Annotated in this window: 8 protein-coding genes, 2 tRNA genes and 3 rRNA genes; 2 read left to right on the top strand and 11 right to left on the bottom strand. The window is 39.4% G+C overall.

Annotated elements, in window-relative coordinates:
- The first annotated feature begins 2 nt into the window (after window positions 1–2).
- Window positions 3–347 (top strand): hypothetical protein, encoded by a 345-nt coding sequence (locus CYO92_RS01445; RefSeq protein ID WP_072595345.1) that lies wholly within the window; start codon window positions 3–5, stop codon window positions 345–347.
- The gene (locus tag CYO92_RS09390) at window positions 347–610 is read left to right on the top strand and encodes an Rrf2 family transcriptional regulator (RefSeq protein WP_219808115.1); all 264 of its coding nucleotides are present in this window, start codon (window positions 347–349) and stop codon (window positions 608–610) included. The genes CYO92_RS01445 and CYO92_RS09390 overlap by 1 nt, the downstream gene beginning before the upstream one ends.
- Window positions 611–755: 145 nt before the next feature.
- Here CYO92_RS09390 and CYO92_RS09625 read toward each other — a convergent pair whose 3' ends face one another.
- From CYO92_RS09625 to CYO92_RS01505, 11 genes are all read right to left on the bottom strand, one after another.
- Window positions 756–1202 (bottom strand): helix-hairpin-helix domain-containing protein, encoded by a 447-nt coding sequence (locus CYO92_RS09625; protein WP_103588717.1) that lies wholly within the window; start codon window positions 1200–1202, stop codon window positions 756–758.
- 180 nt (window positions 1203–1382) lie between these two features.
- Window positions 1383–1501, bottom strand: a 5S ribosomal RNA gene (rrf, locus tag CYO92_RS01460).
- Between the two features lie 133 nt (window positions 1502–1634).
- Window positions 1635–4538 (bottom strand): 23S ribosomal RNA (locus tag CYO92_RS01465).
- Window positions 4539–4864: 326 nt separating this feature from the next.
- Window positions 4865–4940, bottom strand: a tRNA-Ala gene (locus tag CYO92_RS01470).
- Between the two features lie 12 nt (window positions 4941–4952).
- A tRNA-Ile gene (locus tag CYO92_RS01475) sits at window positions 4953–5029 on the bottom strand.
- Window positions 5030–5123: 94 nt separating this feature from the next.
- Window positions 5124–6634 (bottom strand): 16S ribosomal RNA (locus CYO92_RS01480).
- Together the 16S, 23S and 5S rRNA genes with 2 tRNA genes alongside form the textbook arrangement of a ribosomal RNA operon.
- A gap of 264 nt (window positions 6635–6898) precedes the next feature.
- The gene (locus CYO92_RS01485) at window positions 6899–8239 is read right to left on the bottom strand and encodes a DUF945 family protein (protein ID WP_103589297.1); all 1341 of its coding nucleotides are present in this window, start codon (window positions 8237–8239) and stop codon (window positions 6899–6901) included.
- Complete coding sequence (locus tag CYO92_RS01490; RefSeq protein ID WP_103589298.1) at window positions 8236–8802, bottom strand: DedA family protein; 567 nt, start codon at window positions 8800–8802, stop codon at window positions 8236–8238. The genes CYO92_RS01485 and CYO92_RS01490 overlap by 4 nt, the downstream gene beginning before the upstream one ends.
- Complete coding sequence (locus CYO92_RS01495) at window positions 8802–9398, bottom strand: lipid-binding SYLF domain-containing protein (protein WP_054196777.1); 597 nt, start codon at window positions 9396–9398, stop codon at window positions 8802–8804. Before CYO92_RS01495 ends, CYO92_RS01490 begins: the two co-directional genes overlap by 1 nt.
- A 9-nt stretch (window positions 9399–9407) precedes the next feature.
- On the bottom strand, window positions 9408–10961 hold the full coding sequence (gene rny / locus CYO92_RS01500; RefSeq protein ID WP_072594345.1) for a ribonuclease Y: 1554 nt from the start codon (window positions 10959–10961) through the stop codon (window positions 9408–9410).
- Window positions 10894–11526: a 5-formyltetrahydrofolate cyclo-ligase gene (locus CYO92_RS01505; RefSeq protein WP_103589300.1), complete on the bottom strand. Its 633-nt coding sequence runs from the start codon at window positions 11524–11526 to the stop codon at window positions 10894–10896. Before CYO92_RS01505 ends, rny begins: the two co-directional genes overlap by 68 nt.
- Window positions 11527–11544: the final 18 nt, after the last annotated feature.

Here is an 11544-nt window from a genome sequence, read left to right on the forward strand (position 1 = left end):
AAATGGCTGTAACACCTTTAGGAAATAGTAACTTTATAAATCAAAATGCCCCAGTAGTATCGCAAGTGCATGCAAATCAACAAGCTAGATTTGATATGCAGTCTTTAATGGCAGCTGAGCTTGCCTCGCAACAAAGTGAAGAAATCAAAGAGGTACGTCCGATGGAAGAGTCTTATAAAATAGACCCTGAAAAGGAGCATGAGCGCCAAAAAAATGAAGAAGAAGCAAGTGAGTTTGAGAGCGAAAAACAAAATTCAAGAGATAGTGACGAGGAAGATTTGGACGATATAGCAGATAATGAGGAAATAGTGCCTAGCGAACATCATATGCTTGACATAACTATTTGATGCCTAAACACCCCAGCTACACAAACACCACGTCTCAAGTCAGTGATACTCCCCAACATCTAACCCTCCTTCAAATTTTTAACGCAATAAATGATAAAGAAAAACTTTTTAAGATCCACTCTGACTCACCCAAAGCCTGCCCACTTGGTAGTAAGATCGAGGGCCTCTTAACCAACCACTTCCTAAAAGCACAAGAAGCCTTAGAGGATAGTTTAAGAAGCATTACTTTACAAGATCTATTAGATGAACTTATTAATCTATAAAATTTAAAAAGTTGACAAACTAAGTTATAGAATTTAAAAAGTAGGCAAATATATAAAAACCAATCTATTTTTTATTAGGAACGCTATGCGCTCCTAACTATTTTTATATATTTTATGTAAGAATTTTTATAAATTTCTAGATTTATTACTCTTTGCTCTTCTCTTTTTTAGCTTTACTCTTTTTCTCTGCTTTATCTTTTAGGCCTTCTTTCTTATCTTTTATCTCTTTTATACTATCATCTTTAGCACTATCTTTTTTCTTTTTTGCTTCATCACTCTTTTTACTTGCTTTTTCTTTTATCTCATCTTTTTTAGATTTTATTTTAGATTTTGTGTCATCTATCTTTGTAGTGCCTGATACTGATATATCTGATTTTAGATTTTCAAATGTCTTGTCGCCTATACCATTTACATTTTTTATATCTTCTATTGAGTTAAATTTATTTGCTTTTCTATACTCTATTATTGCATCTGCCTTTGAAGATCCTATACCATCTAAACTCATTAGCTCTTCTTTTGTGGCGGTGTTTAAATTTATGGCTGCTAGTAATGTAGAAGCTGCTGCCAATAGTGAGATTATAATCTTTTTCATTTTTGTCCTTTTTGGGTAAATTTGGGTTTGGAGTCTATCATATTTGGTGTTTTTAGTCAACACTCGTATAAAAGCATAAACTAAAAAATATTTATAAATGTAAAGATAAAAAGTCTAATTATTTAAGAATATAAATATTAAAAGATGATTGTTTAGATAAAGAATATTAAAAATTAACAAAGCCCGCAACGACCTACTTTTCCAACATCCCAGTAAGGGAGAGTATCATCAGCCAGGACGAGCTTAGCTTCTTGGTTCGAGATGGAGCAAGGCGTTTCCTCGTCTGTATAGTCACGGGCAGTGTTAAATAAAAGATATATCAGATAAATCTCTTATTTAACACTACTTGATAAAGTTAAAAGTCATAAACAAAGTTTTATAAAAACATATCTTATTAAGTTTTTATCCTTAACAAGGAAGTGATGCTTATTAAAAGATAAGCAGACGAGCTATTAGTACTGGTCAGCTAAAGGACTTTCATCCATTACACACCCAGCCTATCAAACACATAGTCTATATGAGCTCTTAAAAGAAGATTCATCTTGGAGTTGGCTTCCTGCTTAGATGCTTTCAGCAGTTATCACATCCCAACATAGCTACCGAGCGGTGCTCTTGGCAGAACAACTCGTACACCAGTGGTTGGTTCGACCCGGTCCTCTCGTACTAGGGTCAACTCTCCTCAATCTTCTTACGCCCACGGCAGATAGGGACCGAACTGTCTCACGACGTTCTGAACCCAGCTCGCGTACCGCTTTAAATGGCGAACAGCCATACCCTTGGGACCTGCTCCAGCCCCAGGATGCGATGAGCCGACATCGAGGTGCCAAACCTCCCCGTCGATGTGAGCTCTTGGGGGAGATCAGCCTGTTATCCCCGGGGTACCTTTTATCCTTTGAGCGATGGCCCTTCCACACAGAACCACCGGATCACTAAGACCGACTTTCGTCCCTGCTTGACGTGTATGTCTCGCAGTTAAGCTGGCTTTTGCCTTTATACTCTGCGAACGATTTCCAACCGTTCTGAGCCAACCTTTGTAAGCCTCCGTTACATTTTGGGAGGCGACCGCCCCAGTCAAACTACCCACCAGACATTGTCCTACTTGAGGATAACTCAAGCTAGTTAGCTATCAGAATAAAAAAGAGTGGTATCTCAACAATGGCTCACCATAAACTGGCGTCTATGGATCAAAGCCTCCCACCTATCCTGCACATTTTTATCCCAATAGCAGTGTCAAGCTGTAGTAAAGGTCCACGGGGTCTTTCCGTCTTGCCGCGGGTAGGAGGAATTTTCACCTCCACTACAATTTCACTGGATCCCTCTTCGAGACAGCTCCCATCTCGTTACGCCATTCATGCAGGTCGATATTTAATCGACAAGGAATTTCGCTACCTTAGGACCGTTATAGTTACGGCCGCCGTTTACTCGGGCTTCGATCAAACGCTTCGCAGAGCTAACGTCATCAATTAACCTTCGAGCACCGGGCAGGCGTCACACCCTATACATCCTCTTACGAGTTAGCAGAGTGCTGTGTTTTTGGTAAACAGTCGGGAGGGACTCTTTGTTGTAACCTTCAATGCTTACGGAGTAAATCCTTCACAAAGTTAGGCACACCTTATACCGAAGATACGGTGCTATTTTGCAGAGTTCCTTGAAGAGAGTTCTTCCACGCGCCTTAGAATACTCATCCCACCCACCTGTGTCGGTTTACGGTACGGGCAACTATAACTAAACTTAGAAACTTTTCTTGGCTCGACAGTATCGGCAATTCGCTATCCATTCCGAAGAACTTCAAACGCCTGTGGGGTCTCGGCTTAAAAAGATCCGGATTTGCCTGGATCTTAACCTACACCTTTCGACTAGCACTACCATTCGCTAGCTTGCTTAACTCTAAGCGTCCTTCCATCGCACATTATAGTTGGCATTGGAATATTAACCAATTTTCCATCGCATACCCCTTTCGGACTTTGCTTAGGACCCGGCTAACCCTACGATGACGAGCATCGCGTAGGAAACCTTGGGTTTACGGCGTTGGGGATTCTCACCCCAATTATCGCTACTCATGCCTGCATGCTCACTTGTATTCGCTCCAGCACTCCTTACCGGTATACCTTCAACGCAAATACAACGCTCTCCTACCACTTAGTAAAACTAAGTCTAAAGCTTCGGTACTCATTTTAGCCCCGTTATATTTTCCGCGCAGAATCACTAGACCAGTGAGCTATTACGCTTTCTTTAAAGGATGGCTGCTTCTAAGCCAACCTCCTGGTTGTTTAAGTAACTCCACATCGTTTTCCACTTAAATGAGATTTAGGGACCTTAGCTGTTAGTCTGGGTTGTTCCCCTCTCGACGACGGATTTTATCACTCGCCGCCTGACTGCCATGATTACACACTAGGTATTCGGAGTTTGATAGGGTTTGGTACATTGGTGTATGCCCTAGCCCATTCAGTGCTCTACCCCCTAGTATTACTACATGACGCTATACCTAAATATATTTCGGAGAGAACCAGCTATCACGATGTTTGATTGGCCTTTCACCCCTATCCACAAGTCATCCCATAGCTTTTCAACGCTAGCGGGTTCGGTCCTCCACCGGCTCTTACACCGGTTTCAACCTGCTCATGGATAGATCACATCGTTTCGGGTCTGCAACGTCTGACTAAACGCCCTATTAAGACTCGCTTTCGCTACGGCTCCGGGTTTCCTTAACCTTGCCAGACATCACAACTCGCAGGCTCATTATGCAAAAGGCAGTCCATCACCCTGATAAATCATAGGGCTCTGAATGATTGTAAGCAAATGGTTTCAGGTTCTATTTCACTCTGATCACCTCAGTTCTTTTCACCTTTCCCTCACGGTACTTGTGCACTATCGGTCTAGTAGTAGTATTTAGGGTTGGATAGTGGTCTACCCAGCTTCAGACAGAATATCACGTGTTCCGCCCTACTCAGGATACTGCTAAGTAAAACAAAGCTTTCATATACGGGAGTATCACCCTCTATGCTTAATCTTTCCAGATTATTCTATTAGCTAAGTTTAGTCTATATTGCAGTCCTACAACCCCACTAGTAAACTAGTGGTTTGCCCTCTTACGCGTTCGCTCGCCGCTACTAGCGTAATCTCTTTTGATTTCTTTTCCTGAGGGTACTAAGATGTTTCAATTCCCCTCGTTCGCTCCATATTAGGTAGTTAAGCTCGCACTTAACTGGGTTGCCCCATTCAGAAATTCCCGGATCAAAGCCCCTTGACGGCTCCCCGAGACTTATCGCAGCCTGGCACGTCTTTCATCGCCTCTACTAGCCAAGGCATCCACCACTTGCTCTTTGTAGCTTACCTTTTCTATATTAGATTATTCTAATTCGCATCACTTCCTTGTTAAAGATAACTTTATGTTACTGTATTTAAATTCTAGCTCTCAAGACGGAAAGCATTGACTACTATTTAGATAAGTTTTAAATCCTAAATAGATTGTGATGTCAAACTTTTGCATTAAATGCAAAGAGAATAGAAATTTAAATCTTTAACAAGTCCTGTAAAATTGTTTTTAAAACTTGCTTGTGACTATTAACAATATTAATTAAAAGAACATTTAGACAAAAGTCTAATTAGAAAGTTTAATTTTTAAGCTCTCTAATTAGACTTAATATAGTTAAACTATTTTATGGTGGAGAATAGCGGGATCGAACCGCTGACCTCCTGCGTGCAAAGCAGGCGCTCTCCCAGCTGAGCTAATTCCCCAATTAAATTCTCTGGTGGGCCTAACAAGACTTGAACTTGTGACCTCACCCTTATCAGGGGTGCACTCTAACCAGCTGAGCTATAGGCCCCTATAGGTCTATCAATCTTTCAAAACTAAACAAGGATGATTGAGAATATCTTTCTTATAGATATCTTGTGAGAGAATATCTATATGTACTCTAGAAAGGAGGTGATCCAACCGCAGGTTCTCCTACGGTTACCTTGTTACGACTTCACCCCAGTCGCTGATTCCACTGTGGACGGTAACTAATTTAGTATTCCGGCTTCGAGTGAAATCAACTCCCATGGTGTGACGGGCGGTGAGTACAAGACCCGGGAACGTATTCACCGTAGCATGGCTGATCTACGATTACTAGCGATTCCGGCTTCATGGAGTCGAGTTGCAGACTCCAATCCGAACTGGGACATATTTTATAGATTTGCTCCATCTCGCGATATTGCTTCTCATTGTATATGCCATTGTAGCACGTGTGTCGCCCCGGACATAAGGGCCATGATGACTTGACGTCGTCCACACCTTCCTCCTCCTTACGAAGGCAGTCTCATTAGAGTGCTCAGCCGAACTGTTAGCAACTAATGACGTGGGTTGCGCTCGTTGCGGGACTTAACCCAACATCTCACGACACGAGCTGACGACAGCCGTGCAGCACCTGTCTTAACATTTCTGCAAGCAGACACTCTTCTATCTCTAGATGATTTGTTAGATATCAAGTCCGGGTAAGGTTCTTCGCGTATCTTCGAATTAAACCACATGCTCCACCGCTTGTGCGGGTCCCCGTCTATTCCTTTGAGTTTTAATCTTGCGACCGTACTCCCCAGGCGGTATACTTAATCCGTTAGGTGCATTACTGCCAAGACTAGCTTAGCAACAACTAGTATACATCGTTTAGGGCGTGGACTACCAGGGTATCTAATCCTGTTTGCTCCCCACGCTTTCACGCATTAGCGTCAGTTGAGTTCCAGCAGATCGCCTTCGCAATGGGTATTCCTGGTGATCTCTACGGATTTTACCCCTACACCACCAATTCCATCTGCCTCTCCCTCACTCTAGATTATCAGTTTCCCAAGCAGTTCTATGGTTAAGCCATAGGATTTCACAAGAGACTTGATAATCCGCCTACGCGTCCTTTACGCCCAGTGATTCCGAGTAACGCTTGCACCCTCCGTATTACCGCGGCTGCTGGCACGGAGTTAGCCGGTGCTTATTCGTTAGGTACCGTCATTGTTCTTCCCTAACAAAAGGAGTTTACGCTCCGAAAAGTGTCATCCTCCACGCGGCGTTGCTGCTTCAGGGTTTCCCCCATTGAGCAATATTCCCTACTGCTGCCTCCCGTAGGAGTCTGGACCGTGTCTCAGTTCCAGTGTGACTGATCATCCTCTCAGACCAGTTATGCGTCATAGCCTTGGTGAGCCATTACCTCACCAACTAGCTGATACAATATAGCCTCATCCTACACCGAAAAACTTTCCCTATCTAACTTATGTAAGACAGGAGTATAGAGTATTAGCAGCCGTTTCCAACTGTTGTCCTCTAGTGTAGGGCAGATTAGCTATACATTACTCACCCGTGCGCCACTAACTCATAAGAGCAAGCTCTTACTTGTCCGTTCGACTTGCATGTATTAGGCACGCCGCCAGCGTTCACTCTGAGCCAGGATCAAACTCTCCATATTAATTACCTATCAAAATTTATTTAATAGGATTTTATTATGAAGTTTTTAATCAAAAAACTTTTAGTTTTATATATTAGTTTGTCTAATCTATTATAAATTATAAAATAATAGACTGGCTCAATCGATCACTTGTTTAGATTTCAAAGATTGACTAATAGTTTAACAATTGTAAGTTAAAAGAACTTTCTACTCTGCGTTTTGCAAAACAGAAAGTGAAGTATATAGAAGTGATGCTTAAATGCAGATAAAAATCAGGCTAATTTTTTAAAAACCCATAAAAAAATTTTGAAGTCCAACTTTTCCATTAAATATAATATCTTTTTTATTTGGATCATATTTAAATTCACTTATTACTTTTTTGTCCTCTTCTTTAAAATATCCAGCAGATATCAAAGTAGGCTCAACAAAAGCTACTTCTGGCACTAGTGTATCAAAAAAATTCGTCAGACTTTCATCGACGCTTATTTTTCCACCAAGAGATAATTTATCAAAAATTTCTGACTGATTTGTTCCCTTTTTAAAGCCATTTACCGCTGCATCCAAATTTAGCTTTAAAGCCTTATCTCCTTTTTTAAAGCTTAATGTATCTATTTTTATGCTTGGATTCTTTTCTAAGATTTGATCTATTATCTCATCAAAATTTAATCCAGCTAAAACATTATAATTTTCTTCATTATTTAAATTATTAAGCTTGTCTAATACATTATTTAATGCAGGCACATTGATATTTGCGATTTTGCTATCAAAGACAAAATCTGTATATTTTACTTTATCAACTGCTACTATACCTATTTTTATAACATCGTCTGATCTTCCAAGATCATTTGAGATTTCAAATTTTGAGTCATACTTAAAATCATCTATCAAAATATTACTTATATCATTAGAAGCGAAAGACACCCTTTTAAATTTAACTTTTGCCAAATAAGGTACAAGCTGGCTTTCTAAAATTTTTGAAATCTTAACTGGCTCTTTATAACTTGAGTCAATATAAAATCCTTCGATATTTAGATCAACTTTGTTGTATTCACTAACATCTTTCAAAGCGATCTTGTCCGCTTCAATCTTTAAGCTGTTTATACTATCTTTTGAATCAAGCGTCATACCAATCTTTATATCTTTTGTATTAAATGCAGTTTTTTGCTTATCATTAAATTCAATATTGCTAAATTTAATATCCACATCTTTATCGCCAGTTAAACTAACTTTTGTTTTAGTTGTTGCAATGACATTTGAACCCATAAATGTTGCGATAATGTTTTTAATCATATCGTTTTGAATAGAAATTTTTGAGTCTATTTCAAAGCCATCTATAAAAGCAAGCGCTGTATGAGAAATTTCATTTTCTACTTTAAAAACCAAATCCTCATTTACATTTTTACCAAATATATTTTCCAAAAGATCTTTTGAAACACTAAAATCAAATGATCCTTTTGAGCCAAAAAAACCTTTTTTGTAATTGTTATTAGAAATTTTAAAGCCCTTAATATTGTTTAGATCATTCACTATCCTTTGATAGTTCTTTTCCACCTCATTTGAAGCAAAATAAACCGCCCCAATGGCTACCATGATAACTACGATTAAAGCAGATATCACCTTTTTCATACTTTTCTCCTTTTTGTAATATGTTGTAAAAAAAACCAAATTCCAAACAACAAACAAACCATGGCAAGAGGCATAATATATCCATGCTCGCCAAGATAGTCGCTTGCGCCTACAAAATAATCACCCGCTTTAAAGCTGGCAAATCCGATAATGATCGCCCAAAGCACTGACGAGATCAAATTTATAATGCTAAATTTATAAAATGAATACTTCGTAAGTCCAAGTGCGATAGGAACCAAAGTTTTAACTCCGTAGATAAATTTTTTGATAAATATTATCTTATCGCCATGTTTTTTAGCCAAAATTCCTGCATAAGCAAGCTTTCTTTTATGATTTTTGATATAAGGCATAAGTGAGTTTTTATTAAATCTTGCGACATAAAAAATTAACGTGTCGCCGATTGTATTTGCCACAGCAGCGACAATTATACTAAGAGTGATATCCATCTTACCGGCAAAACTTAAAATTCCAGCGGCGATTAATGCAACCATGCCACCACCAAGGCTATAAAAAAACAATACAATATAGCCGTATGTTGAAACTGAGTTTATGATATCTTGCATTAATCTCCTAAAAGTTTGGATGCGGAGGCTATTAGCTGTTCATAGGCATAGCCACTTTGCTTTAAAATTTCTTCTCTTGCACTGATGACTGCTCCACCAAAGCTAGCTCCCGCAAAAAAACCATCATTTGCAGCGTAAGCATAGATATCACTTGAAAATTTAAAATCGCTTACTTTACTGTAATTGCGTCCAATATCACCAAAAGCTACTGATAGCTTCGTGTCAAGCGTGATCTTGGCATCTTTAATATCATGGATAATGCTATCTTTAAATATAAAAAGCACAAGTGAACTATCTTCATAGCCAAGCTGTATACCGATGCTACCGCCACTTATGCTAACTGGTAAAATTTCACTTGGCGAGTTAATGTTACCAACAACCATGATGCCATCTCCGCCCATGCCACCAACTACAAAACCGACCTTTTTAACACTTGGAAAGATGATCGTCGCTTTTGACTGCTCGATTAGCTCTTTTATAGGAGCGTTTCTAGCACCTCTCATCGTTGTTATAAACGAGTTAGCCGAGTCCAGCACGAGCTCCTCACTGGCAAAGCCAAGTGAGAAAAATAATAAAATTGAAAAAAGAAATTTCATATTCTGCCGTTATTTTGCAAAATCAACAGCACGAGTCTCTCTGATGACACTTACTTTTATCTCACCAGGATACTGCACCTTGCTCTCGATCTCTTGAGCTATCTCTTTTGCTACAAGCACTGCCTCGTCGTCATTTATGAGCTTAGCGTTTGCGATAACGCGGATTTCACGGCCCGCATTTATCGCGTAAGCTTGCTTGATGCCATCTTTACTTTTTGCGATGTTCTCGATCTCTTCAACACGCTTTAAGAAGCTCTCAAGCACCTCACGCCTTGCACCTGGACGAGCCGCACTTAGTGCGTCAGCTGCGCAAACAGCCGCACTTTCTATACTTGTTGCCTCTTCGTGGCCGTGGTGAGCGTAGATAGCATTGATGACTACTGGATGCTCTTTGTATCGCTTACAAATTTCTGCTCCAAGATCAACGTGACTGCCCTCGTACTCGTGAGTTAGCGCCTTACCGATATCGTGAAGTATGCCAGCTCTTTTTGCAAGCTTCTCATCTCCACCACACTCAGCTGCGATGATACCAGCAAGGTGAGCTACTTCAAGGCTGTGAGCCAAGGCATTTTGACCGTAGCTCGCTCTAAATTTAAGCTTGCCTATTAGTTTTACGATCTCTGGATGAATTTTATTTAGACCAAGATCCATGACGATGTTTTCGCCCTCTTCTTGTATGCTTTGCTCAAATTCTTCAGTCACTTTCTTGTGAAGATCTTCTATCCTCGCAGGCTGGATTCTTCCATCCTCTACCAAAAGCTCGATCACTCTTGTTGCGATCGCACGTCTGTAAAGATTGAAGCTACTTAGTATGATTGCATGTGGTGTGTCATCAATGATAATATCAACGCCAAGCACCATTTCAAGGGTCTTGATATTACGTCCCTCTTTGCCAATGATCCTACCTTTTAGCTCATCGTTTTTAATATTTACGACATTTATTAGACGCTCAGCCGCAAATTCTCCAGCAAATCTTGACGTAGCCTGCGCCAAGATGTAATTAACTCTCTTTTTAGCCTCTCTTTTAGCCTCTTCTTCATATTTTCTGACGATGTGAGCAATATCCGCACGTGACTTCTCTTCGACCTTTTTAAGCACGACCTCTTTTGCCTCTTCTTCCGTTAAGCCAGCAGCGTGCTCAAGCACTCTTATCGCTTCTTCTACCTTGTTTTGATAAGTCGCTTTTAAATTTAAGCCCTCTTCGTAAGTTATCTTTGCATCTTGCTTATCTTTTTCAAAAAGCTCTTTACTTTCGTTTAAAAGCTCTTGCTCATTTAGCAAAATTTTCTCTTTTTTGGCTAGTTCATCAAATTTACTCGCATACTCTTTTTGAAGCTTTGTTGTTTTGTCATCGTATCTTTTTTTAGCCTCAAATTCAGCCTCTTGTACTGAAATTTTAGAATTTTTAAGCGTTAGCTCAGCCTCATACTCAATAGCTTTTGCCTTTGCTTTTGCTTGTTCTAAGAAGATATTGTAGTTTGCATCATTTATCTTTTTAGCGTATAGATACCCTGCTCCAACGCCCGCCACACCGGCTCCTAAGCCTATTAAAACCTCTATCATTTATTCCTCTTTTTATATAATTTTTATTTGGGGTTATATAAAAGTCTGCTACCGCGTCTTGTGCATTTGAAAGCACATCTTTGGTATAAAAGTCTTTTATCTCAAGAAAAACTATCCGTTTTGGCTTAATGGGCAAAGAGTCAAAAAATCTATCATAAAATCCTTTTCCATGCCCTATCCTTGCCATAGCTCCATCAACCCCAATCGCTGGAACTACCGCCATATCGAGTTTAACATTATTAATTTTTTTGCCAGATGGCTGTCTGACATTAAATTTATAAGTTAGAAATGGCAGTCGCAATCTTACCATCTCTAAGCTAAGACCTACCATAAAAGGGGCAAAAATTTCACATTTATGTGATAAATTTCGTCTTATTTTAAGCACATCGACTTCGTAGTTAAGTGGCAAATAAAACAATACTTTCTTAGAATTTGTAAAATTTATCAATTTTAAAAGAGTTTTCGTAGCTTTATAGTGCGAGCATTTGGCCTTAAATTTAGTAAGTTTTATCAAATTTGCTCTTGCATTTTTTCTAAATTCATTTTTTTCTAAATTAACACTCATTTTATGCTCTTTCTTGTA

Origin of the sequence: Campylobacter concisus (genome assembly GCF_002913715.1) — a bacterium.
GTDB classification, from domain to species: domain Bacteria; phylum Campylobacterota; class Campylobacteria; order Campylobacterales; family Campylobacteraceae; genus Campylobacter_A; species Campylobacter_A concisus_AG.

Excerpts from the sequence above, each read along its gene's own strand:
- CYO92_RS01445 (WP_072595345.1), top strand. The coding sequence starts at position 3 with ATGGCTGTAACACCTTTAGGAAATAGTAACTTTATAAATCAAAATGCC.
- CYO92_RS09390 (WP_219808115.1), top strand. The coding sequence starts at position 347 with ATGCCTAAACACCCCAGCTACACAAACACCACGTCTCAAGTCAGTGAT.
- CYO92_RS09625 (WP_103588717.1), bottom strand. The coding sequence starts at position 1,202 with ATGAAAAAGATTATAATCTCACTATTGGCAGCAGCTTCTACATTACTA.
- CYO92_RS01485 (WP_103589297.1), bottom strand. The coding sequence starts at position 8,239 with ATGAAAAAGGTGATATCTGCTTTAATCGTAGTTATCATGGTAGCCATT.
- CYO92_RS01490 (WP_103589298.1), bottom strand. The coding sequence starts at position 8,802 with ATGCAAGATATCATAAACTCAGTTTCAACATACGGCTATATTGTATTG.
- CYO92_RS01495 (WP_054196777.1), bottom strand. The coding sequence starts at position 9,398 with ATGAAATTTCTTTTTTCAATTTTATTATTTTTCTCACTTGGCTTTGCC.
- rny (WP_072594345.1), bottom strand. The coding sequence starts at position 10,961 with ATGATAGAGGTTTTAATAGGCTTAGGAGCCGGTGTGGCGGGCGTTGGA.
- CYO92_RS01505 (WP_103589300.1), bottom strand. The coding sequence starts at position 11,526 with ATGAGTGTTAATTTAGAAAAAAATGAATTTAGAAAAAATGCAAGAGCA.